33 protein-coding genes are annotated in these 20451 nt (G+C 40.9%); all 33 read right to left on the bottom strand.

Features of this window, described 5'->3' with window-relative positions; all coding sequences use genetic code 11:
* Positions 1 to 14 precede the first annotated feature (14 nt).
* The 33 genes from rpsM to cls all read right to left on the bottom strand — a co-directional run bounded on the left by rpsM (position 15) and on the right by cls (position 20421).
* Positions 15 to 380 carry a 30S ribosomal protein S13 gene (gene rpsM / locus D8845_RS02485; protein ID WP_000090781.1) on the bottom strand — a complete coding sequence of 122 codons (366 nt, stop codon included), beginning with the start codon at positions 378 to 380 and terminating at the stop codon, positions 15 to 17.
* A 17-nt stretch (positions 381 to 397) separates the two neighbouring features.
* Complete coding sequence (gene rpmJ / locus D8845_RS02480; protein ID WP_001808836.1) at positions 398 to 514, bottom strand: 50S ribosomal protein L36; 117 nt, start codon at positions 512 to 514, stop codon at positions 398 to 400.
* 24 nt (positions 515 to 538) lie between these two features.
* Complete coding sequence (infA, locus tag D8845_RS02475) at positions 539 to 757, bottom strand: translation initiation factor IF-1 (protein ID WP_001029883.1); 219 nt, start codon at positions 755 to 757, stop codon at positions 539 to 541.
* A 116-nt stretch (positions 758 to 873) separates the two neighbouring features.
* Positions 874 to 1512 carry an adenylate kinase gene (locus tag D8845_RS02470; RefSeq protein WP_001050436.1) on the bottom strand — a complete coding sequence of 213 codons (639 nt, stop codon included), beginning with the start codon at positions 1510 to 1512 and terminating at the stop codon, positions 874 to 876.
* Positions 1513 to 1661: 149 nt separating this feature from the next.
* Positions 1662 to 2972 (bottom strand): preprotein translocase subunit SecY, encoded by a 1311-nt coding sequence (gene secY, locus D8845_RS02465; RefSeq protein WP_000465403.1) that lies wholly within the window; start codon positions 2970 to 2972, stop codon positions 1662 to 1664.
* Between the two features lie 12 nt (positions 2973 to 2984).
* Positions 2985 to 3425, bottom strand: coding sequence for a 50S ribosomal protein L15 (rplO, locus tag D8845_RS02460; protein ID WP_000766088.1), 441 nt, complete (start codon positions 3423 to 3425; stop codon positions 2985 to 2987).
* 144 nt (positions 3426 to 3569) lie between these two features.
* Positions 3570 to 3752: a 50S ribosomal protein L30 gene (rpmD, locus tag D8845_RS02455; protein WP_000057241.1), complete on the bottom strand. Its 183-nt coding sequence runs from the start codon at positions 3750 to 3752 to the stop codon at positions 3570 to 3572.
* 13 nt (positions 3753 to 3765) lie between these two features.
* The gene (rpsE, locus tag D8845_RS02450) at positions 3766 to 4260 is read right to left on the bottom strand and encodes a 30S ribosomal protein S5 (RefSeq protein WP_000874202.1); all 495 of its coding nucleotides are present in this window, start codon (positions 4258 to 4260) and stop codon (positions 3766 to 3768) included.
* A gap of 17 nt (positions 4261 to 4277) precedes the next feature.
* On the bottom strand, positions 4278 to 4634 hold the full coding sequence (rplR, locus tag D8845_RS02445; protein WP_000624044.1) for a 50S ribosomal protein L18: 357 nt from the start codon (positions 4632 to 4634) through the stop codon (positions 4278 to 4280).
* A gap of 83 nt (positions 4635 to 4717) precedes the next feature.
* Positions 4718 to 5254: a 50S ribosomal protein L6 gene (gene rplF / locus D8845_RS02440; RefSeq protein ID WP_000086640.1), complete on the bottom strand. Its 537-nt coding sequence runs from the start codon at positions 5252 to 5254 to the stop codon at positions 4718 to 4720.
* 191 nt (positions 5255 to 5445) lie between these two features.
* Positions 5446 to 5844 carry a 30S ribosomal protein S8 gene (gene rpsH / locus D8845_RS02435; protein WP_000245504.1) on the bottom strand — a complete coding sequence of 133 codons (399 nt, stop codon included), beginning with the start codon at positions 5842 to 5844 and terminating at the stop codon, positions 5446 to 5448.
* A gap of 180 nt (positions 5845 to 6024) precedes the next feature.
* Positions 6025 to 6210 carry a type Z 30S ribosomal protein S14 gene (locus D8845_RS02430; protein ID WP_001085697.1) on the bottom strand — a complete coding sequence of 62 codons (186 nt, stop codon included), beginning with the start codon at positions 6208 to 6210 and terminating at the stop codon, positions 6025 to 6027.
* A gap of 17 nt (positions 6211 to 6227) precedes the next feature.
* On the bottom strand, positions 6228 to 6770 hold the full coding sequence (rplE, locus tag D8845_RS02425) for a 50S ribosomal protein L5 (protein WP_000013542.1): 543 nt from the start codon (positions 6768 to 6770) through the stop codon (positions 6228 to 6230).
* Between the two features lie 23 nt (positions 6771 to 6793).
* The gene (rplX, locus tag D8845_RS02420; RefSeq protein ID WP_000497691.1) at positions 6794 to 7099 is read right to left on the bottom strand and encodes a 50S ribosomal protein L24; all 306 of its coding nucleotides are present in this window, start codon (positions 7097 to 7099) and stop codon (positions 6794 to 6796) included.
* Between the two features lie 78 nt (positions 7100 to 7177).
* Positions 7178 to 7546: a 50S ribosomal protein L14 gene (rplN, locus tag D8845_RS02415; protein WP_000616545.1), complete on the bottom strand. Its 369-nt coding sequence runs from the start codon at positions 7544 to 7546 to the stop codon at positions 7178 to 7180.
* Positions 7547 to 7571: 25 nt separating this feature from the next.
* Positions 7572 to 7832 carry a 30S ribosomal protein S17 gene (gene rpsQ, locus D8845_RS02410; RefSeq protein WP_000440801.1) on the bottom strand — a complete coding sequence of 87 codons (261 nt, stop codon included), beginning with the start codon at positions 7830 to 7832 and terminating at the stop codon, positions 7572 to 7574.
* A gap of 24 nt (positions 7833 to 7856) precedes the next feature.
* Positions 7857 to 8063 carry a 50S ribosomal protein L29 gene (gene rpmC / locus D8845_RS02405; RefSeq protein ID WP_000772918.1) on the bottom strand — a complete coding sequence of 69 codons (207 nt, stop codon included), beginning with the start codon at positions 8061 to 8063 and terminating at the stop codon, positions 7857 to 7859.
* 9 nt (positions 8064 to 8072) lie between these two features.
* Positions 8073 to 8486 carry a 50S ribosomal protein L16 gene (rplP, locus tag D8845_RS02400; protein WP_000960946.1) on the bottom strand — a complete coding sequence of 138 codons (414 nt, stop codon included), beginning with the start codon at positions 8484 to 8486 and terminating at the stop codon, positions 8073 to 8075.
* Positions 8487 to 8489: 3 nt separating this feature from the next.
* A complete protein-coding gene (gene rpsC / locus D8845_RS02395; RefSeq protein WP_000529936.1) occupies positions 8490 to 9143 on the bottom strand; it encodes a 30S ribosomal protein S3 in 654 nt (217 codons plus the stop codon).
* Positions 9144 to 9155: 12 nt separating this feature from the next.
* A complete protein-coding gene (gene rplV / locus D8845_RS02390) occupies positions 9156 to 9500 on the bottom strand; it encodes a 50S ribosomal protein L22 (RefSeq protein WP_000818137.1) in 345 nt (114 codons plus the stop codon).
* Positions 9501 to 9511: 11 nt separating this feature from the next.
* Positions 9512 to 9793 (bottom strand): 30S ribosomal protein S19, encoded by a 282-nt coding sequence (gene rpsS / locus D8845_RS02385; RefSeq protein WP_000533766.1) that lies wholly within the window; start codon positions 9791 to 9793, stop codon positions 9512 to 9514.
* A gap of 103 nt (positions 9794 to 9896) precedes the next feature.
* On the bottom strand, positions 9897 to 10730 hold the full coding sequence (rplB, locus tag D8845_RS02380; RefSeq protein ID WP_000512911.1) for a 50S ribosomal protein L2: 834 nt from the start codon (positions 10728 to 10730) through the stop codon (positions 9897 to 9899).
* Between the two features lie 17 nt (positions 10731 to 10747).
* Entirely contained in the window at positions 10748 to 11044 is a 297-nt protein-coding gene (locus D8845_RS02375) for a 50S ribosomal protein L23 (protein WP_001055347.1), read from the bottom strand.
* Positions 11044 to 11667, bottom strand: coding sequence for a 50S ribosomal protein L4 (gene rplD, locus D8845_RS02370; protein WP_000024547.1), 624 nt, complete (start codon positions 11665 to 11667; stop codon positions 11044 to 11046). Before rplD ends, D8845_RS02375 begins: the two co-directional genes overlap by 1 nt.
* A gap of 24 nt (positions 11668 to 11691) precedes the next feature.
* A complete protein-coding gene (rplC, locus tag D8845_RS02365; RefSeq protein WP_000160197.1) occupies positions 11692 to 12318 on the bottom strand; it encodes a 50S ribosomal protein L3 in 627 nt (208 codons plus the stop codon).
* A gap of 82 nt (positions 12319 to 12400) precedes the next feature.
* Positions 12401 to 12709: a 30S ribosomal protein S10 gene (gene rpsJ / locus D8845_RS02360; protein WP_001284513.1), complete on the bottom strand. Its 309-nt coding sequence runs from the start codon at positions 12707 to 12709 to the stop codon at positions 12401 to 12403.
* 243 nt (positions 12710 to 12952) lie between these two features.
* Positions 12953 to 13579 (bottom strand): uridine kinase family protein, encoded by a 627-nt coding sequence (locus D8845_RS02355; RefSeq protein WP_125452350.1) that lies wholly within the window; start codon positions 13577 to 13579, stop codon positions 12953 to 12955.
* Entirely contained in the window at positions 13576 to 14166 is a 591-nt protein-coding gene (nrdG, locus tag D8845_RS02350) for an anaerobic ribonucleoside-triphosphate reductase activating protein (RefSeq protein WP_001064217.1), read from the bottom strand. The genes D8845_RS02355 and nrdG overlap by 4 nt, the downstream gene beginning before the upstream one ends.
* The gene (locus D8845_RS02345) at positions 14159 to 14665 is read right to left on the bottom strand and encodes a GNAT family N-acetyltransferase (protein ID WP_125452349.1); all 507 of its coding nucleotides are present in this window, start codon (positions 14663 to 14665) and stop codon (positions 14159 to 14161) included. The genes nrdG and D8845_RS02345 overlap by 8 nt, the downstream gene beginning before the upstream one ends.
* Before the next feature lie 43 nt (positions 14666 to 14708).
* Positions 14709 to 14849, bottom strand: coding sequence for a hypothetical protein (locus D8845_RS02340; RefSeq protein ID WP_000521618.1), 141 nt, complete (start codon positions 14847 to 14849; stop codon positions 14709 to 14711).
* Between the two features lie 11 nt (positions 14850 to 14860).
* Positions 14861 to 17068 (bottom strand): anaerobic ribonucleoside-triphosphate reductase, encoded by a 2208-nt coding sequence (gene nrdD / locus D8845_RS02335; RefSeq protein WP_185757341.1) that lies wholly within the window; start codon positions 17066 to 17068, stop codon positions 14861 to 14863.
* 119 nt (positions 17069 to 17187) lie between these two features.
* Positions 17188 to 18693: a damage-inducible protein CinA gene (locus D8845_RS02330; RefSeq protein ID WP_125452347.1), complete on the bottom strand. Its 1506-nt coding sequence runs from the start codon at positions 18691 to 18693 to the stop codon at positions 17188 to 17190.
* A 195-nt stretch (positions 18694 to 18888) separates the two neighbouring features.
* Complete coding sequence (cls, locus tag D8845_RS02325) at positions 18889 to 20421, bottom strand: cardiolipin synthase (RefSeq protein WP_125452346.1); 1533 nt, start codon at positions 20419 to 20421, stop codon at positions 18889 to 18891.
* Between the last annotated feature and the right edge of the window lie 30 nt (positions 20422 to 20451).

Below are 20451 nucleotides of genomic sequence, written 5' to 3'. Positions count from 1 at the left end.
TTTTACCTCCTATATTATTTTTTCTTACCAGCAATCGCAACAGCTTTACCTTTACGAGTGCGAGCGTTGTTTTTAGTGTTTTGTCCACGGACAGGAAGTCCACGACGGTGACGGATACCACGGTATGAACCGATTTCCATCAAACGTTTGATGTTCAAGTTTACTTCACGACGAAGGTCACCTTCAACTTTGATTGCATCCACTTCACGACGGATAGCATCTTCTTGATCTGATGTAAGATCACGTACACGAACATCTTCTGAGATTCCAGCAGCAGCCAAAATTTTCTTAGATGTTGCAAGTCCGATACCATAAACATAAGTCAATGAGATTACTACGCGTTTGTCATTTGGAATGTCAACTCCAGCAATACGAGCCATGTTTTCTCCTTTCTATCTTATCCTTGACGTTGTTTGTGTTTTGGATTTGCTGGGCAAATTACCATAACACGACCATTACGACGAATAACTTTACAGTATTCGCAAATTGGTTTGACCGATGGTCTTACTTTCATTTCTTATCCCTCCAAGTTTTTCGATTATTTAAAGCGGTAAGTGATACGTCCACGTGTCAAGTCATATGGACTCATTTCGACAGTAACACGATCTCCCGCTAAAATACGAATATAGTTTTTACGAATTTTACCAGAAACTGTTGCTAAAATCTGATGTCCATTTTCAAGTTCAACCGTAAACATTGCATTCGGCATTGTATCAACTACTTTGCCTTCAACTTCAATCACATCGTCTTTTGCCACGCAAAAGCACCTCCATAAATTTCGATTCGATGCCTCTAGACACAGAGACAACAATTATAAGTCAGACTATCTCAGTATAACATTTGTAGCGGATTTTTGCAAGTGTGAAAAACGCTTTATTTCAAATTTGTCAATACTTTTTCGATATCTGAGAAGACATCATTGATATCTTGATTACCTTCGATGTCATGAACCAAACCTTTGGCACGGTAGTGAGCAATGATTGGTTCCCCTTGAGCAATATTCACATCCAAACGACGTTTCACTGTCTCAGGTTTGTCATCTTCACGTTGGTAGTAATCTTCTTCTTTATAGTCAACTGGTGGGTTAAAGACCTTGTGGAAAGTTTCTCCAGTTACGCGGTGGATGATACGACCACTCAAACGTTCCAAGAGGCTGTCAGGATTCACTTCAATGTTGATGACACCTTCTAGTTCAATGCCAAGTTCAGCCAATGTTTTGTCCAAGGCATGAGCTTGTTCGATTGTACGTGGGTAACCATCCAACAAGAATCCTGTTTCTTTAATATCATCTTGTGAAAGACGTTCTTTTACGATCCCATTTGTAACTTCGTCAGGAACCAATTCACCCTTGTCAATGTATGACTTGGCAAGAACACCCATTTCAGTTTGATTTGCCATAGCAGCACGGAACATATCACCTGTTGAGATATGTGCAACATGGAATTGTTCTACGATTTTTGCTGCTTGAGTTCCCTTACCTGCACCAGGTAAGCCCATAATCAAAAGATTCATGATTAGATCTCCTTATTTTATTTTTAAATAGAAGCAAAAAGTTTTTTCACCCCTATTTAAAAACAAAATAGAAGAGGGGAGACCAAACTCTCACTAATGTTAGAGTTAAACCTCCACTCCCTCAGCATTTACTGATTCTGTAAATACTTTTATTCTGTTCTGTCCATGAAACCAACATACTTACGTTTCAATAGGTAACCTTCCAATTGTTTGATTCCTTCAATACCTGTAGAGATAATGATCAAAAGACTGGTTCCTCCAAAAGCAACTGCTTCTGAAAGTCCGAAAACATCTTTTGCTACAATCGGTAAAATGGAAATCACACCAAGGAAGAGGGAACCAACCGTTGCAAGACGACGAAGAAGCTTAGACATATATTCTTCTGTACCTTTACCAGGACGAACTCCATGGATATAGGCACCGCTCTTTTGTAGGTTCTCTGCCGCTTTTTCAGGATTAATCTGCACAAACGTATAGAAGAATGTAAAGAGAATAATCAATAAAGCATACATAGCAATACCAGTTGGTGAAGTTGTTGCCAGCATTTCTTGTGCTGTTCTTACCCAAGCCCAATCATGACCTGTAGCGCTCAAAAACTGAAGAATAGCCGCAGGCGCTGCAGTAATCGAACTTGCAAAGATAACAGGGATAACTCCAGCAGGGTTTACCTTCAAAGGAAGGTAAGAGCTAGATGGAGCACCTTGTGCAACCTTAGTATATTGGATTGGAATTTTGTATTCTGCTTGTTGAACATAAGTTGTAAAATAAATGATCAACAATACAGTAATAATCAAAATGATTACGAAAATGATAGATGAGTTGATACGGCTACTTGGGACATTCACAAAGTAGTCCACATAGATGCCCTGAATCATCTCTGGAATTGAGGCAACAATCCCGGCAAAGATAATCATAGAAACACCATTTCCGTATCCCTTATCTGTAATTTGCTCTCCCAACCAAGTCACAATCATACTACCAGCTGTTAAGATGATACCAATCATGATAAAGACTTGTGGAGTAAGAGCTGTTTTCAACAATTGAGCTCCAGCCAAAGTATTAAAACCAGCTGTAATCCCGATAGATTGCACAAAGGCTAGAACAAGAGCAATATAACGAGTAGCTTGATTTAATTTTCTTCGACCTACTTCCCCTTGTTTACCCCACTCTACAAACTTGGGTAAAATATCCATTTGCAAGAGCTGGACAACGATAGAGGCCGTAATGTAGGGACTAACACCAAGAGCAAAAACTGAGAAGTTTTTCATGGCATTCCCTGAGACCAAGCTCAACATGTTTAAGAAGGATAATCCACTTAAAGCATTCAAGCTATTAGCATTCACACCAGGAACTGTAATACTAGTTCCGATACGAAAGACCAAAACGATAAAAATTGTAAATAGAATTTTTGATCGAACCTGCTTGACTTTAAGAGCTTCTCTTAATAATTTAAAAAACATAGGTCACCTCTCTTAGATGACTTCTACTGAACCACCTTTAGCAGTGATAGCTTCTTCAGCTGATTTAGAGAATTTAGCTGCTTTCACAGTCAATTTCTTAGTCAACTCACCGTTACCAAGAACTTTAATACCTGATTTTTCAGCTTTAACAATTCCTGCTTCGATAAGAACAACTGGAGTAACTTCAGCACCATCTTCAAAGACGTTCAATTGGTCAAGGTTCACAATTGCGTATTCTTTAGCGTTGATGTTAGTGAATCCACGTTTTGGAAGACGACGGAACAATGGAGTTTGTCCACCTTCAAAACCAAGGCGAACTCCGCCACCGCTACGTGCTTTTTGACCTTTTTGACCACGACCAGATGTTTTACCGTTACCTGATGAAGTACCACGACCAACGCGGTTACGTACTTTACGAGAACCTTCTGCAGGTTTCAATTCATGAAGTTTCATTTTTATTTTCTCCTCTTTTGTAAAATGCTAGCGCCGATAAGGGAGAAAAGGTTGTCTCCCCAATCAACTCGCCTATACGACGTCATCATAGATGACTATATCTAGTTTTAGGGGATGGTATAGTGCACATCCCCTAAAAATTCATTAGTTTACTTCTTCAACTGTTACCAAGTGAGATACTGCAGTGATCATACCACGGATAGCAGCGTTATCTTCTTTAATAACAGAGCTGTTCAATTTGCCAAGTCCAAGTGCTACAACAGTTTTACGTTGTGATGGAATGCGTCCGATTGGAGACTTAGTCAAAGTAATTTTAATTTGAGCCATTTTATCCCCTTTCTTATGCCAAATCAGAAACTGAAATACCACGAAGGGCAGCAACTTCTTCAGCGCGTTTCAATTGTTTCAAACCTTCAACAGTTGCACGAACAATGTTGATTGGAGTGTTAGAACCAAGTGATTTAGATGTAATATCTGCCACACCTGCCAATTCCACAACGGCACGAACTGCACCACCAGCGGCAACTCCAGAACCTTCTACAGCAGGTTTCAACAATACTTTAGCTCCACCGAATTCTGAAAGAACTTCGTGTGGAATTGTTGTTCCAACCATAGGAACTTCGATCAAGTTTTTCTTAGCATCATCTACTGCTTTACGGATTGCTTCTGGAACTTCTTGAGCTTTACCAGTACCAAATCCTACGCGACCGTTGTGGTCACCAACAACAACAAGAGCTGCGAAACGAAGACGACGTCCACCTTTAACAACTTTTGTAACACGGTTGACAGCAACTACGCGTTCTTCTAATTCAACTGCATTGTCTTTAAATGCCATTTTCTAGTGTCCTCCTATTAGAATTTCAATCCGTTTTCACGAGCTGCATCAGCCAAAGCTTTCACACGTCCGTGATATAGATATCCACCGCGGTCGAACACCACTTCTGAAATACCTTTAGCGTTTGCACGTTCTGCAACGAGTTTACCGACAGCAACGGCTTGTTCAGTTTTAGTTCCTTTTGAAACTTCTTTGTCAAGAGTTGAAGCACTTGCGAGCGTTACACCCGCTACGTCATCAATCACTTGAGCGTAGATGCCTGTATTAGAACGGAATACGTTCAAACGTGGGCGATCAGCAGTTCCAGAGAGTTTTCCGCGAACGCGACGGTGGCGTTTTTGGCGGAGTTTGTTTTTATCTGGTTTTGAAATCACAGTTTTCACCTCTTTAGTTTTAAATCGTGTGCTATGCACAAAGTTGGAAAATAGGTTGGTGGTTGAGAATCAGCCACTCAACATTATTTACCTGTTTTACCTTCTTTACGGCGAACGAATTCACCAACGTAACGGATACCTTTACCTTTATATGGTTCTGGTGAACGAAGGCTACGTACGTAAGCAGCTGTTTGACCAACTACTTCTTTTGAAATTCCGCTAACAACGATTGTTGTTGGGTTTGGAAGTTCAAAAGTAATTCCTTCCGGAGCTTCAACTTCGTCTGGATGAGATTTACCAACAGCCAAAACAAGTTTAGATCCTTGAAGTTGTGCACGGTAACCAACTCCGCGCATTTCAAGTTCTTTCTTGAATCCTTCTGATACACCAACAACCATGTTGTTCAAAAGGGCACGAGTAGTTCCGTGGATAGTTTTCATTTCTTTTGAATCGTTTGGACGGTGAAGAGTTACTTCAGTACCTTCCACACGGATTTCAATATCTTTTGAGAACTCACGAGTAAGTTCTCCTTTAGGTCCTTTTACAGTTACAACGTTGTCATTGTTAGTGAGTTCAACACCAGCAGGCAACACGATAACTTTATTACCAATACGTGACATGTTTATTTTCTCCTGTTAAATTGTCAGGCCAGAACGGCCAGTTTTCACGGGGTTCAGATACTTATTTAGTTCAAGAGCTGAACTGAACACGCTCTAAGAACTGTGCAAAATAGATAAGTTGGCTTGTTTGTAAACAAACTTCTCCAACTTTCTAATTTTGCTTTGTTCTTTACGAGCTTTGTATCTTGATTTTACCAAACGTAAGCGATAACTTCTCCACCAACATTCTTTTGGCGTGCTTCTTTATCAGTAAGCAAACCTTCAGAAGTTGAAAGGATAGCAATTCCAAGTCCGTTAAGAACTTTTGGAAGGTCTTCACGTTTTTTGTAGACACGAAGTCCTGGTTTAGAAACACGTTTCAAGTTAGTGATAACTTTTTCACCGTTTGGTCCGTATTTAAGGAATACACGGATGATGCCTTGTTTGTCATCTTCGATGATTTCAACATTTTTTACAAAACCTTCGCGTTTAAGGATTTCAGCAATCCCTTTTTTGATGTTTGATGCAGGTACTTCAAGTACTTCGTGTTTAGCTTGGTTAGCGTTACGAATGCGAGTTAGGAAGTCTGCGATTGGGTCAGTCATAACCATTTTGTTTTTCTCCTCTTACTAGTAGTTTGCAAGTTGCACTTGCTAGTTAATGATTGAGCTAGGCTCAGAATATGTTTCTAGGTTTCAATTCCTAAGTGAGTCTAGGCATCTGCTTGCAGGCATAACTTGAGTTAGGCAAAAGCAGATAACGACGAATCACGATGGGATTGAAAGCTAGAATTACCAAGATGCTTTTGTTACACCAGGAATTTGTCCTTTGTAAGCTAATTCACGGAAGCAAACACGGCAAAGTTTAAATTTGCGGTAAACTGAATGTGGACGACCACATTTTTCACAACGAGTATAAGCTTGAGTAGAGAACTTCGCTGGACGTTTGTTCTTAGCAATCATTGATTTTTTAGCCATTAGATTTACCTCCTATATTATTTTGCAAAAGGCATTCCAAGGCCTGTAAGCAATGCACGTGACTCTTCGTCAGTGTTAGCAGTTGTTACGATAACGATGTCAAGACCACGAGTTTTGTCAACGTCATCGAAGTTGATTTCTGGGAAGATCAATTGTTCTTTCACACCAAGTGTGTAGTTTCCGCGTCCGTCAAATGATTTTGTTGGAACACCGTGGAAGTCACGTACACGTGGAAGTGAAACTGAAACCAATTTATCCAAGAATTCGTACATACGTTCACCACGAAGGGTAACTTTTGCACCGATCGCAACACCTTCACGAAGACGGAAGCCGGCGATTGATTTTTTAGCTTTAGTGATAAGTGGTTTTTGACCTGAGATAAGTGCCAATTCTTCAGCAGCTTTTTCAAGGCTTTTAGCGTTTGATACAGCTTCACCAACACCCATGTTCAAAACGATCTTATCTACTTTAGGCACAGCCATCACTGATGAGTAGTTGAATTGTTCTGTCAAAGCAGGAACTACTTCATTAAGATATTTTTCTTTTAAACGATTTGCCATTATACTTCTCCTTTCCTTCGTGATTAATCAAGCACTTCGCCTGATTTTTTGTTGTAGCGAACTTTTTTACCGTCTACAAATTTGTAACCAACACGACCAGCTACACCATTTTTGTCCAATACTTGAACGTTTGATACGTGGATAGCTGCTTCTTTCTCGATGATACCACCTTGAGGAAGCTCGTTAGTTGGACGTTGGTGTTTCTTAACGATGTTAACACCTTCAACGATAACTTTGTTTACTTTTGGAAGGGCAGTAAGGACAACAGCTTCTGTTCCCTTATCTTTACCAGCGATTACGCGAACTTTGTCGCCTTTTTTTACAAACATTAGGTTTCTCCTTGATTTTTCTTACGCCCATAAGGGCACCCTGGAGGTAAATCCAGGGGACTAGTTTGTTTCTAAAAATTAAAGTACTTCTGGAGCAAGTGACACGATCTTCATGAAGCCACCTTCACGCAATTCACGTGCAACTGGGCCAAAGATACGTGTTCCGCGAGGAGTTTTGTCTTCACGGATGATAACTGCTGCGTTTTCGTCAAATTTGATGTATGAACCATCAGCACGACGAGCACCTGATTTAGTACGAACGATAACTGCTTTAACAACGTCACCTTTTTTAACCGCACCACCAGGAGTAGCTTGTTTTACAGATGCCACGATAACATCACCGATGTTTGCAAATTTACGTCCTGAACCACCAAGAACTTTGATAGTCAAGATTTCGCGAGCACCGCTGTTGTCTGCGACTTTCAAACGAGTTTCTGTTTGAATCATTTCAGTTTTCTCCTTTCAGGTTTGATTAGATGATGACCGCTTCTTCAACAACTTCTACAAGACGGAAACGTTTTGTAGCTGAAAGCGGGCGAGTTTCCATGATACGTACGATATCGCCTTCTTTGGCAACATTGTTTTCATCATGAGCTTTGTATTTTTTAGAGTAGTTAATACGTTTACCATAGACTGGGTGGTTACGTTTTGTTTCAACTACAACTGTGATTGTCTTGTCCATTTTGTCAGATACAACACGTCCAACAAGAACTTTACGATTATTGCGTTCCATTGAAATTTCTCCTTCCCTAGTCTATTATTTCGCTTCAGATTGAACTGTTTTGATACGAGCGATTTGTTTTTTAACTTCTTTCAAGCGAGCTGTTTGTTCCAATTGACCAGTAGCAGCTTGGAAACGAAGTTCAAACAATTCTTTTTTCAATTCGTTTTCGCGCTTCGCGAGTTCTTCTTGAGAAAGCCCACGAAGTTCTTTAACAAATTCTTTTACTTCATTAAGTTTCATGCCTTCTCCTTATTCTGCTTCACGTTTTACGAATTTACATTTAACTGGCAATTTGTGGCTAGCAAGACGAAGCGCTTCGCGAGCGATCTCTTCAGATACACCAGCGATTTCGAACATCACTTTACCACGTTTGACTGGTGCTACCCAACCTTCAGGTGCCCCTTTACCAGATCCCATACGCACACCGATAGCTTTAGCAGTGTATGATTTGTGTGGGAAGATTTTAATCCAAACTTTACCACCACGTTTCATGTAACGAGTCATGGCGATACGAGCAGCTTCGATTTGGCGGTTAGTGATCCAGTGGCTAGTTGTAGCTTGAAGACCGTATTCACCGAATGCTACTTCTTTTCCACCTTTTGCTTCACCGCGCATTTTTCCACGGAATTCACGACGGTGTTTAACACGTTTAGGTACTAACATTGGTTATTTACCTCCTTTAGTGTTTTTGCGAGCTGGAAGAACTTCACCACGGTAGATCCATACTTTAACACCAAGTTTACCGTATGTAGTATCTGCTTCTTCCCAAGCGTAATCGATATCTGCACGAAGTGTGTGAAGTGGAACAGTTCCTTCAGAGTATCCTTCAGCACGGGCGATATCTGCACCGTTCAAACGACCTGATACTTGAGTTTTGATTCCTTTAGCTCCAGCACGCATTGCACGTTGGATTGCTTGTTTTTGTGCACGACGGAAAGCAACACGTTGCTCCAATTGACGAGCAATTCCTTCACCTACAAGGTGAGCATCCAAATCAGGTTGTTTGATTTCGATGATGTTGATGTGTACTTGTTTTCCAGTCAATTTGTTAAGTTTTGCACGAAGTGCATCAACGTTAGCACCACCTTTACCGATAACCATACCTGGTTTAGCAGTGTGAAGTGAAACGTTAACTTTGTTTACTGCGCGTTCGATTTCGATAGTTGAAACTGCTGCGTCAGCAAGTTCTTTTTGAACGAATTTACGGATTGCAAGATCTTCATGAAGGTAATCCGCGTATTCTTTTTCAGCATACCATTTGGCATCCCAATCACGGATGATGCCGACACGCATACCAATTGGATGTACTTTTTGACCCACGATTTTACCTCCTTATTTTTCTGCAACAGCTACAGTGATGTGAGCTGTACGTTTGTTGATTGGTGAAGCTGAACCTTTCGCACGTGGACGGAAACGTTTCATAGTTGGTCCTTCGTTTGCGAATGCTTCAGATACTACCAAGTTAGCTTTATCCAAACCAAAGTTGTTTTCAGCGTTAGCTACAGCTGAGTTCAAAACTTTCAAGATGATTTCAGCAGCTTTGTTTGGAGTGAATGTCAAGATTGCGATTGCATCGGCTACGCTTTTACCACGGATGTTATCAAGAACAAGACGTGATTTACGAGGTGAAACACGTACTGTACGAGCCATTGCTTTAGCTGAAGTAATTTCTGCCATTTATGTTCTCCTTATTTTCTACGTGTTTTCTTGTCGTCTGCAGCGTGACCTTTGTAAGTACGAGTTGGTGCAAATTCACCAAGTTTGTGACCTACCATGTCTTCTTGGATGTAAACAGGTACGTGTTTACGTCCGTCATAAACTGCGATAGTGTAACCAATGAAACTTGGGAAGATCGTTGAACGACGTGACCAAGTTTTAATAACTTTTTTCTTTTCGTCGTTAGCTTGAGCTTCAACTTTTTTCATCAAATGCTCATCGACGAAAGGTCCTTTTTTAAGACTGCGTCCCATTTTTATATTTTCTCCTTTAAATGTTGTACCACAGCGGCTTGCGCTCACATGGAGCGCTACCGAGCTGGCGGATTTACTAGTTACTTAAGCGACTAGTTTAATATTATTTCTCGTTGCGACGACGAACGATAAGTTTGTCAGATTTCGCTTTCTTGTTACGAGTTTTAAGACCAAGAGCAGGTTTGCCCCATGGAGTAGATGGTGCTTTACGACCAACTGGTGCTTTACCTTCACCACCACCGTGTGGGTGATCGTTAGGGTTCATTACAGAACCACGAACTGTTGGGCGGATACCTTTCCAACGGCTACGTCCTGCTTTACCAAGGTTTACAAGTCCATGTTGTTCGTTTCCGACAACACCAACTGTAGCACGACAAGTTCCAAGAATCATACGAACTTCACCTGATTGAAGACGAACAAGAACGTATTTACCTTCAGAACCCAATACTTGAGCAGATGCTCCAGCAGCACGTACCAATTCACCACCACGACCTGGTTTCAACTCGATGTTGTGGATCAAAGTACCAACTGGGATGTTAGCAAGTGGAAGAGCGTTTCCGACTTTGATATCTGCTTCTGGACCTGAAACGATACGTTGACCTACTTCAAGACCTTTTGGAGCGATGATGTATGCTTTCACACCGTCAGTGTAGTGTACAAGAGCGATGTTTGCAGAACGGTTTGGATCGTACTCGATTGTTTTAACAACTGCTTCAACGTTGTCTTTGTTACGTTTGAAGTCAACCAAGCGGTAGAAACGTTTGTGTCCACCACCTTGGTGACGAACTGTGATACGACCGTTGTTGTTACGACCAGCCTTGCTCTTCAATGCAACAAGCAATGATTTTTCAGGAGTGCTTGTTGTGATTTCAGCGAAATCCAAAGAAGTCATATTACGGCGACCGTTTGTTGTTGGTTTATAAACACGAATTCCCACGATATTTCCTCCTTAGATTATTCAGCTTCAGCAGCAAACAACTCGATTGCTTTTGAATCAGCTGTAAGTGTGATGATAGCTTTTTTAGTTTTGTTAGTAAAACCAGTGTAACGTCCAACACGTTTAGCTTTTGGTTTTACGTTGATTGTGTTAACGTTGGCAACTTTAACACCTTCGAAAGCAGCTTCAACAGCTTGCTTGATCAAAAGTTTGTGTGCACGAGTGTCAACTTCAAATACATATTTTCCTGCTTCAAGTTGAGCCATTGAGCTTTCAGTGATTACAGGTTTTTTGATAACATCATACAAATTCATTATGCAAGAACCTCCTCGATTTTAGAGATAGCTGCTTGAGTAACAAGAAGTTTGTCACTATTTGCGATGTCAAGAACACTTGCAGTTGTAGCAGTCGCAACTTTCACGTTTGGAAGGTTACGAGCTGAGAGAGCTGCGAATTCGTTTCCTTCTTCAAGAATAACAAGGACTTTAGAATCGATGCTCAAAGCTGCAAGAACTTTTGCAAATTCAGCAGTTTTTGGAGCTGTAAATTCAAGAGAATCAACGGCTACAAATTTATTTTCAGCAACTTTTTCTGAGTAAACAGATTTAAGCGCAAGGCGACGAACTTTTTGAGGAAGTTTGTACGCATAGCTACGTGGAGTTGGTCCGAAGACGATTCCACCACCACGCCATTGTGGAGAGCGGATAGAACCTTGACGAGCACGTCCAGTTCCTTTTTGACGCCATGGTTTGCGTCCGCCACCTGAAACAGCTGAGCGGTTTTTAACTGCGTGAGTTCCTTGACGAAGGCTAGCACGTTGGCTGATGATCACATCAAACACAACAGATTCATTTGGTTCGATGCCAAAGATTGCATCATTAAGAACAACTTCGCCCGCTTGTTTACCAGTTTGGTCGAATAATGTTACATTTGCCATTTTGACTGTATTCCCCTTTCCTTATTATTTACCAGCTTTAACTGCTGACTTGATAGTGATAAGAGATTTCTTAGCACCTGGTACGTTACCTTTGATAAGGATAACGTTCTTTTCTGGAACAACTTGTACAACTTCAAGGTTTTGAATTGTTACGCGGTCGCCACCCATACGTCCTGCAAGGTTTTTACCTTTGAATACGCGGTTAGGTGCAACAGGTCCCATAGAACCTGGACGACGGTGGTAACGAGAACCGTGAGCCATTGGTCCACGTGATTGTCCGTGGCGTTTGATAACACCTTGGAAACCTTTACCTTTAGAAGTACCAGTTACGTCAACAACGTCTCCAGCTGCGAATGTTTCAACTGTGATTTCAGCACCAACTTCCAAGCCTTCAACGTTTTTGAATTCACGAATGAAGCGCTTAGGAGCCGTGTTAGCTTTCGCTACATGTCCTTTAGCAGGTTTGTTGCTCAATACTTCGCGTTTGTCATCGAAACCAACTTGGATAGCGTTGTATCCGTCTGTTTCAACAGTTTTAACTTGAAGAACAACGTTTGGAGTTGCTTCAATAACTGTTACAGGGATCAATTCGCCAGCTTCAGTGAAGATTTGAGTCATTCCCACTTTTTTCCCTAAGATTCCTTTTGTCATGAGAAAATAGTTCCTTTTCTATATTTTTTATTCAAAAAGTTTTTAACGAGCGTTTTTTATGCTCAAGGTATCAAGCTTTAGATTAAAGTTTGATTTCTACGTTTACACCACTTGGAAGATCCAATTTCATCAAAGCATCAACTGTTTTTTGAGTTGGGTTAACGATATCGATCAAACGTTTGTGTGTACGCATTTCAAATTGTTCGCGAGAGTCTTTATATTTGTGAGTCGCACGAATGATTGTGTAGAGGCTACGTTCAGTTGGAAGTGGGATTGGACCCGCAACTTGTGCACCTGTACGAGTAGCTGATTCTACGATTTTTGCAGCCGCTGTGTCAAGCGTACGGTGTTCGTAAGCTTTCAAACGGATACGGATTTTTTTGTTTGCCATCTTTTTCTCCTTTTCGTCTATTTAAGATAATAGGCTAGCTCCACAAGAAAACCGACGCGGTGTTGCGTGGCAATGCAACCGAGCGTGTCGCAACCTCTTGCATCAAAGCTAAGGCTGTAATTTACAGCACCATAATAGAATAACACAAAGCCCCTGCGATTGCAAGGGATTTGTTGCTGTTTTTTCGTTTTTTTACAATGAAACTGTTTTCCTATTTTTTCTTGTTAAAATTACGGAGTTCTTCTATATAAGTTGAATCCTATTGAGCTCAAATTTACCTTCTGATTGGTCCACTAAGATATTCGCCTTAGACTCAGTTTCTTTATAGTATCGCAGATACTGCTCCCGTCTCATCTGATGGCTTGCCAATATAAAGGAAGCATCGCGATTTCTCACAGTCGTATCTCGAGCTAGGCGCCTTTTTAATTCGGTCTCCTCATCCGTGTAGAAACAGATGGTTTTGTCAAAGAGTTCCTTTGGCAGAAAGCCAATAGACATCCCTTCGACAATCAGAACCGGTTTCGTTCCAGACAAGACCTCACTAGCCTTCCAAGGCTCTTCAATTGTCAAGACATCCATACCCGCCTGCAAGGCTAAGATATCTCTCTGCAAACTTGCCAATTCATGTGCCACCGGTAGACAAGCTGTCACTTTTTGGTCTGGAGTCTCCTTTGGCACCACTAAATGACGATTTGAAGCAATGTAAGGATCGGTTTCCAATAAGTTTACCTTTGCAGAATCTAGGGTTTGGTACAATTCCTGTGCAAAGGTTGATTTACCTGAAGCCCCATGACCATATATACCCAGTGTCCTGATTTTCCCTGTCTCGATCTCTGAGACTAGTTGATCCATTAAGTCGTTTTTCTTCACTCTCTCTTCACCTGTTCATAGCTTTCTTTTCCATCATTGAGCTTGTCCCAAATCACTACTTGCCCACTTTTGAGTGATTTTTGCACATCGATGATGCGTTGATTGGACGAACCTCGAAACTGGAGCATGAGATTTCTCTTAGTTCGGTCATACCGTCCATCGACAAGGATGTCAATTAGCGACAATAGTTCCAGTTTATCTGGAGTTTCCAACATCATTTCTTCCCATGTATAGCCCGTCCAGGACCAGATATCCTTATCTGGCAATTCTTTCCGAATACGCTTCACGAGTGGCAAAAGAATGCCAGTATTGAGAAAAGGTTCCCCTCCCAGCAAGGTCAATCCTTGAACATAGGGCTGGGCAAGGTCTGCCATGATCTGTTCTTCTAATTCTGCTGTATAGGGAATGCCAGCATTGAAGGACCAGGTAGCTACATTATAGCACCCCTCACAGTGAAACATGCAGCCTGATACATAGAGGGAATTCCGCACACCTTCTCCATCCACAAAGTTAAAAGCCTTGTAGTCAATGATACGCCCTTGACTGAGTTCCTCGCTTTTCCATTCTTGTGGTTTTGGATTATTCATTCGCTACCTCTATCCAATAACGCTCCACACCATCACGAACATCCTCAAGGAGCCCACCATTTGCTAAAATGACTGCTCTGCTAGCAGGATTATTCACGCTACAGGTCACAAGAGTTTTCTTAATGTTCTTTTCCTTAGCAATTTGCAAGCCCTGACAGAGAGTTTCTTTAGCATAACCTTTGCCTCTTTCTGATGGACGAATGGAGTAGCCAATGTGGCCACCTTCTTCTAGTAAAAAGTTACTGAGACGCAACCGGAGATTAAGAAATCCAATTGCTTTACCTTTCACAGAAAAAGCTACTAACTGAATTGCGGGAACCCATCCTTCAGGCAAATTAATCCCCATTTCCTGATTCTGATTACTTTCCAACCACTCTTCATACACAAAGTTCTCTGTATCCCAGAAACCACCATCGTGAGGCGACTGATATTTTTCAAATTCCTCCATCATGTCTATAATAGCTTTCTTATCTGCTAATCTTGGTCTGCGTAATTCCATCCTTACCTCCCACTAAGAGAAAAGCGAGAGCTGACTCTCACTTTTATTTCTTCTTATTCTTATTTAAAAATTGTTCTCTGAGGTTGAGCAAGCGTTCTTTTTTACCAGCTCCACCTTTAGAGTGTTTCTCGTGATAACGGGTCACTTGTGCACGCCCCTTATCGTCTAATTGATATTTTCCCATTTCACTTCTTTCTAATTTGTTACTTGATGCCCAGCTATTTTAATCGTTGAACCATTCATATGTTTGACACGCGCTGCGATTTCCTTGTGACGCCCATTGACCATAGGTCTTGCTTGAGGATTGCCTAAATAGCCACAAGTCCGTTTAACAACGTCTACTGTTTTAGGGTCGCTATTTCCACAGTTTGGACAAGCAAATCCTCTCTCAGTTGGTTCAAAATCCCCTTCAAAGTCACATTTGTAGCAACGGTCTATTGGAGTATTGGTCCCAAGATAGCCCACACGGTCATAGGCATAATCCCAAACAGCTTCCAGAGCCTTTGGATTTTGCTGAAGGACTGGATACTCACAATAATGGATGAAACCACCTGACGCACCTGCTTCCGGATAGACTTTCTCAAAGTCTAATTTTTCAAACGGGGTTGGATTTTTACGAACATCATAGTGGAAAGAATTGGTGTAGTATTCCTTGTCTGTGATATCAGGAATAGAGCCAAACTTCTCTGTATCTAGTCGGCAGAAACGGTCTGTCAAACTTTCAGACGGTGTTGAGTAGATAGAGAAATGGTAACCATATTGGTCTGACCACTCTTCTACCCGACGTTTCATATCACGAATGATATCCAGCGTAAATTCCTTGGCTTCTGGATTGTGTTCCCAGCTATTTCCAAAGAAGACAGTAGCCACCTCGTACAAACCGATATAGCCTAGCGAAACTGTTGCTCGACGATTCTTGAAGAGCTGGTCAACACTTTCTTCTTTACTTAGACGATGGCCAAAAGCACCGTACTGATAGAGGATAGGAGCATTTGCTGGCGTCGCCTCTTTAGTACGTTCGACACGGTAAACCAGAGCATCTTCAGCGATATTCATACGCTCGTTGAAGATTTCCCAGAACTTGTTCATATCGCCTTCAGACTCGAGAGCAATGCGAGGAAGATTGACCGTCACAACACCTAGATTCATCCGACCTGAATTAACTTCTACACCATTCTCATCCTTCCATCCTTGAAGGAAAGAACGGCAGCCCATAGGTACCTTGAAAGAACCAGTCAAGTCAACAATCTTATCATAAGATAAGACATCTGGATACATCCGTTTGGTTGCGCACTCGAGGGCCAACTGCTTGATGTCGTAGTTTGGAGTCCCTTCTTCCAAGTTAAGGCCTCTTTTAAGCGTAAAGATGAGTTTAGGGAAGATGGCTGTGCGGTGTTCTGAACCAAGCCCCTTGATCCGAATGGTCAAGATAGCTTTTTGAATTTCTCGCTCAAAACGACTAGTTCCTAGACCAAAACCTAGTGAAGTAAAGGGGGTTTGTCCATTTGAAGTGAAGAGAGTATTGATTTCATACTCAAGAGATTGCATGGCATCGTAGATGTCTTTTTGGGTTTTCTTCCAAGCATAATCTTCCCGTTTTTCAGGCAAGACCCATTCTTCTGCATCCTTGAGGTGTTTCTGGTAATTCTTCTCTGCATAAGGCGCCAAGACTTCATCGATACGGTCAGCTGAACAGCCTCCGTACTGGCTAGAAGCAACATTGGCGATGATTTGAGAAATCTGAGCTGTTGCAGTCTGGATAGACTTGGGACTTTCTACCTCTGCATTTCCAATCTTAAAACCATTTTCCAACATCCCTTTAAAATCAATCAAACAGCAATTGGTCATAGGTGTATAGGGGCTGTAGTCCAAATCATGATAGTGGATATCCCCTTTTTGGTGGGCATTGGCTACGTGCTTAGGAAGCATTTGCAGTCCGATTGATTTCCCAACAATCCCTGCTGTCAAATCACGCTGGGTATTAAAGACATCGCTGTCTTTATTAGCATTTTCATTGACAACTGCCTGGTCTTTGTTGAGAAGCTTATGGATACTAAAGTTGATATCCGTCGCTTTTGAGCGCTCAAAATCCCTCTGTGTTCGATAAGTGATATACTCTTCAGCCAGCGCATATTCTTTGGCTTCGAGGAGTTCATGTTCTACGATATTTTGAATTTCGTAAATCTTAACCCCCTTTGGAAAGCGACTATGAATTTCTGTGACAATTCGCTCGGTCAGAGCATTTAGGCGTTTTTCGACCAAGGGTGTCACATCCATAACCTTGTAAGCCGCCTTGTGGAGAGCCTTGTCAATCTTGTCCACATCAAATACAACACGTCTCCCATCTCGTTTCTCGACGAAGAGAGTTGGCAAAATTGTAATTTTTTCTTCTAGTGCAATCATATGCATGCTCTTTTCTAAAATGTTCTTTATAAAAAGTATTATACCACTCTAAAAAGAAAAATCAATATCTTGTGTTAAAAATCCTAAAATTTTAAAAAACACACAAGATATTGATTTGATTATTTTGATTTATATAGTTTGAATTCGTTCGTATCCGTCTTAACAAGTTCATATTTTTCACTAAGCAAAGTCTCTACATCTGACCACAAAGCCACCTGTTGATTAACCATAATCATCTTCGGTTGATTCTCATTCAGGTCATTCATAAGCTTGATTTTATTCTCATCGCTTGCCGTATAGAGAGTTGGGATCAATAAAGAACTTGGTGCTAGACGTTCACTTTCTAGATAAAACTCGGGACGGTTATCCCATGCATATACACGATCTTCAACAGTCGTTTCCTTTTTGACGACACTCGCAAGACGGGCTCTTTCTTGATATGCTGATGGATGAAAAACATAACGACTCAAAACTGGTAGAAGCAATAAATAAGCTATTGCAACAAGCGGTAAGTATAAATTACTTTTTAGGAAAGAACCATCGCCATCATTTCTCCGACGACGCTTCACTCTATCCTTACCCTTAATTTCTGTTATAAGAAGTAATATCAAGAATGGAATCAGCAGGACTAAACGTGAACCATACGCTGACTCTTTAGATAAAATCAACATAGATAACACAAGCAGCAAGCCTAAGCTAGCAACAAGTGATAATGAATATTGCTTGGCTGGTTTTAATTGGAATAAGCCCTTAAAGAGGAGAGTGAGAGAACCAACCCCAATAGCAAGCAATCCGTAGAAAACTGCATTTTCAACCAAAAGATTATTTGCAAACAGACTCACTGCATTTAAGGGGGAAAAAGTTTGACTAATCGCATCACCAAAACTTCCTTGCAAGACCGTAAAATAACCTAAAGGATAAAAGACAAGAGAAAATCCAAGAGCAGCTGCAAAAAATTGATACAATCCATGAACAAAGCGATGCTCCACCACATTAAAACCGAGCAATGCCAAGGCAATCGTAGCTACAAATAAAGCTGTAGGCAATGGAGCAAGGAAGAATGCTAGAGCAAAACTCATTCCAAGTCGCAAAAATCCTTTATCACTATCCGGATAAGACAAATACTGCGTCACAATGTGCAAAGAGTAAAATAAAAATGGTAATGCTAGGAAAAGGGCATAACCTCCACCAAAACCAAGTCCTGCAACGAGGAGATAAAATACAAACACAACTTGCTTGGCCTGCTCACTCTGGTCGGTAAGAGTATCTGCTGCTTTAAAAAGGAAAATACCTGCCCCAAACAGAGCCAACCATTCCACAAGAGAAATTAAAACACTCCCTTTCAAAAGATAAGCTACTAAATAATAAAGCAAGCCATTAGTCCCAAAGTAGTCTGTATAAATCTGACCAGTTTGATGCAAGGCCCATCCAATATAAAGGTCCTGAGTCTGTTGAGGGCTCATTAAATCAAAAATAAAAGGTAGGACAACAGAAATCACTGTTGCAATCAAGCTTCCAATCAAAATACTAAAAAGCGGAAGCAGAGTTTCCTTTTTTTCTGGTAATGTCCAATCTGGGTAACGAGATTCTTCATAGCTCTCATCTTTTTTTCCATATACATTCATTCGTTTTTCCTCCAAGTTTATCTGTTTTAGTATATCAAAATCTTACCGGAATGTCAGCCCGGGATTGATATTTACCTTATATCCTATCTAGAATAGCGATTCGTTTGATGCTACAAAAACAATCTAGCCTCCCGAATTGAAAGTCTCTCTTAACCATATAAAAAAGATTTAACTCAAGGTCAAATCTTTTTGTTTTTAAAGCATGGGTGCAAATAACTGGACAATTTCTTTGATAAGAGTTTGATACCACTTTGGTTTAATGGTGTAGGAATTGATTTCTCGTGAAACTTGGAAAATTCCTCTAAAATCCTCCGCAATATCCAGAATTGATTGGGTTCGATATAACAACACTGCATTTTCATAGTGATGAACCAGACTACGATAATCAAAATTGATAGTCCCAACGGTTGCTACCTCGCCATCAACGATCATTTGTTTACTGTGAAGGAAACCGGGACTGTATTCGTAAATGCGGACTCCTGCCGAAAGCAGATCCAAGTACGCTCCTCTAGTAACTAATTGGATTACTTTCTTATCTGGAATATAAGGTGTAACAATTCGCACATCTACCCCTCGCAGAGAAGCATTCTTAATACTTTCAGTCAAATCATAGTCAATGATAAGATAAGGGGTCGTAATATAGATATAATCTGTCGCCTGATTGATGAGATTCTGATAAACAGTTTTTCCCACCTGAGCTCGGTAAATGGGTTTAGGTCCGCTACTATATGGTATACAAAAACCTTGACCATCTCTCGGTTGATTCTCAAGGTGATATTGATCGAAATCACTAATTTCCCCACGATTGATGTACCAAGTCATCAAAAAGAGACGGGTTAGAGCCTTGACACCAGGACCATCTATGCGAATCCCACTATCCTTCCAATAACCAAAGCGTTCTACATGGTTGATATACTCATCGGCTAAGTTAATACCTCCTGTATAAGCTACCTGACCATCTATAACAAGGATTTTACGATGGTCCCGATTATTATAAGCTACCGTCAAGCGAGGAACCACCTTGTTAAATTTATGGGCTTCAATTCCTCGACTACGAAGCTGAATAGTATAGTCTCCAGGCAAAGTCGCCATACAGCCGATATCATCATAGAGCATCTTGATCTCTACACCCTGAGCTGCCTTGTACTCTAGTATGTCCAGTATGCTATTCCACATCAGACCTTCTTCGACAATATAGTACTCCAGAAAGATAAATTTCTCAGCTTTCTTGAGATCTTCCAACATATATTGCCACATGCTTTCACCCGAAGAAAAGAATTGTGAGTCTGTTCGATTATAGACATCGGCATTGCTATCCATACTTAACAAAGATTTGATAACTCCGTAAGCTGCCTTATCATCTTCCTTCAATTTCTGGCGGAGAGCTTTACTGTTATCCTCCCGAAAATGCATGGAACCAAGTTTGTCCAACTGCTTGATTTCTTTTTTGGATAATCGTCTTTCACCAAACATCAGATAGAGCAAGGGGCCAATGACAGGAACAAAAGTCACCACTAACCACATCACTTTGCTTTCAGGCGCCATGGAACGATTGACAATTGCGACAATAGTCGCCATACTCATAAAGATTAAGAGAATAACCCAAAGAATAGGGGCCATACGCCCTAAATAGAGAAAGAGACCAAAAACAAGAGAAAGTTCAAGCAGCATAATCGAAAGACTAAAGCCATACTTGGACATCAATAATTGAAATTTTCTATATTTCATATCCCCTCCTTGATATTTTGAATGATAAAA

It is taken from the genome of Streptococcus mitis, assembly GCF_003942865.1.
GTDB classification, from domain to species: domain Bacteria; phylum Bacillota; class Bacilli; order Lactobacillales; family Streptococcaceae; genus Streptococcus; species Streptococcus mitis_BI.
This window is presented reverse-complemented; position numbering and strand designations above follow the sequence as displayed.

What these genes read in the sequence shown, in the direction of transcription:
- rpmJ (WP_001808836.1), bottom strand. Translation starts at nt 514, where the DNA reads ATGAAAGTAAGACCATCGGTCAAACCAATTTGCGAATACTGTAAAGTT.
- rplD (WP_000024547.1), bottom strand. Translation starts at nt 11,667, where the DNA reads ATGGCAAATGTAACATTATTCGACCAAACTGGTAAACAAGCGGGCGAA.
- rplP (WP_000960946.1), bottom strand. Translation starts at nt 8,486, where the DNA reads ATGTTAGTACCTAAACGTGTTAAACACCGTCGTGAATTCCGTGGAAAA.
- nrdD (WP_185757341.1), bottom strand. Translation starts at nt 17,068, where the DNA reads ATGATTGCACTAGAAGAAAAAATTACAATTTTGCCAACTCTCTTCGTC.
- rplO (WP_000766088.1), bottom strand. Translation starts at nt 3,425, where the DNA reads ATGAAACTTCATGAATTGAAACCTGCAGAAGGTTCTCGTAAAGTACGT.
- rpsM (WP_000090781.1), bottom strand. Translation starts at nt 380, where the DNA reads ATGGCTCGTATTGCTGGAGTTGACATTCCAAATGACAAACGCGTAGTA.
- D8845_RS02470 (WP_001050436.1), bottom strand. Translation starts at nt 1,512, where the DNA reads ATGAATCTTTTGATTATGGGCTTACCTGGTGCAGGTAAGGGAACTCAA.
- rplX (WP_000497691.1), bottom strand. Translation starts at nt 7,099, where the DNA reads ATGTTTGTAAAAAAAGGCGACAAAGTTCGCGTAATCGCTGGTAAAGAT.
- D8845_RS02345 (WP_125452349.1), bottom strand. Translation starts at nt 14,665, where the DNA reads ATGGAATTACGCAGACCAAGATTAGCAGATAAGAAAGCTATTATAGAC.
- rpsH (WP_000245504.1), bottom strand. Translation starts at nt 5,844, where the DNA reads ATGGTTATGACTGACCCAATCGCAGACTTCCTAACTCGCATTCGTAAC.
- rplC (WP_000160197.1), bottom strand. Translation starts at nt 12,318, where the DNA reads ATGACAAAAGGAATCTTAGGGAAAAAAGTGGGAATGACTCAAATCTTC.
- D8845_RS02340 (WP_000521618.1), bottom strand. Translation starts at nt 14,849, where the DNA reads ATGGGAAAATATCAATTAGACGATAAGGGGCGTGCACAAGTGACCCGT.
- rpsE (WP_000874202.1), bottom strand. Translation starts at nt 4,260, where the DNA reads ATGGCATTTAAAGACAATGCAGTTGAATTAGAAGAACGCGTAGTTGCT.
- cls (WP_125452346.1), bottom strand. Translation starts at nt 20,421, where the DNA reads ATGAAATATAGAAAATTTCAATTATTGATGTCCAAGTATGGCTTTAGT.
- rpmC (WP_000772918.1), bottom strand. Translation starts at nt 8,063, where the DNA reads ATGAAACTTAATGAAGTAAAAGAATTTGTTAAAGAACTTCGTGGGCTT.
- secY (WP_000465403.1), bottom strand. Translation starts at nt 2,972, where the DNA reads ATGTTTTTTAAATTATTAAGAGAAGCTCTTAAAGTCAAGCAGGTTCGA.
- rplN (WP_000616545.1), bottom strand. Translation starts at nt 7,546, where the DNA reads ATGATTCAAACAGAAACTCGTTTGAAAGTCGCAGACAACAGCGGTGCT.
- rpmD (WP_000057241.1), bottom strand. Translation starts at nt 3,752, where the DNA reads ATGGCTCAAATTAAAATTACTTTGACTAAGTCTCCAATCGGACGCATT.
- rpsJ (WP_001284513.1), bottom strand. Translation starts at nt 12,709, where the DNA reads ATGGCAAACAAAAAAATCCGTATCCGTTTGAAAGCTTACGAACACCGT.
- rpsQ (WP_000440801.1), bottom strand. Translation starts at nt 7,832, where the DNA reads ATGGAACGCAATAATCGTAAAGTTCTTGTTGGACGTGTTGTATCTGAC.
- rplE (WP_000013542.1), bottom strand. Translation starts at nt 6,770, where the DNA reads ATGGCAAATCGTTTAAAAGAAAAATATCTTAATGAAGTAGTTCCTGCT.
- rplF (WP_000086640.1), bottom strand. Translation starts at nt 5,254, where the DNA reads ATGTCACGTATTGGTAATAAAGTTATCGTGTTGCCTGCTGGTGTTGAA.
- D8845_RS02330 (WP_125452347.1), bottom strand. Translation starts at nt 18,693, where the DNA reads ATGAATGTATATGGAAAAAAAGATGAGAGCTATGAAGAATCTCGTTAC.
- rplV (WP_000818137.1), bottom strand. Translation starts at nt 9,500, where the DNA reads ATGGCAGAAATTACTTCAGCTAAAGCAATGGCTCGTACAGTACGTGTT.
- D8845_RS02375 (WP_001055347.1), bottom strand. Translation starts at nt 11,044, where the DNA reads ATGAATTTGTATGATGTTATCAAAAAACCTGTAATCACTGAAAGCTCA.
- nrdG (WP_001064217.1), bottom strand. Translation starts at nt 14,166, where the DNA reads ATGAATAATCCAAAACCACAAGAATGGAAAAGCGAGGAACTCAGTCAA.
- D8845_RS02430 (WP_001085697.1), bottom strand. Translation starts at nt 6,210, where the DNA reads ATGGCTAAAAAATCAATGATTGCTAAGAACAAACGTCCAGCGAAGTTC.
- rpsS (WP_000533766.1), bottom strand. Translation starts at nt 9,793, where the DNA reads ATGGGACGCAGTCTTAAAAAAGGACCTTTCGTCGATGAGCATTTGATG.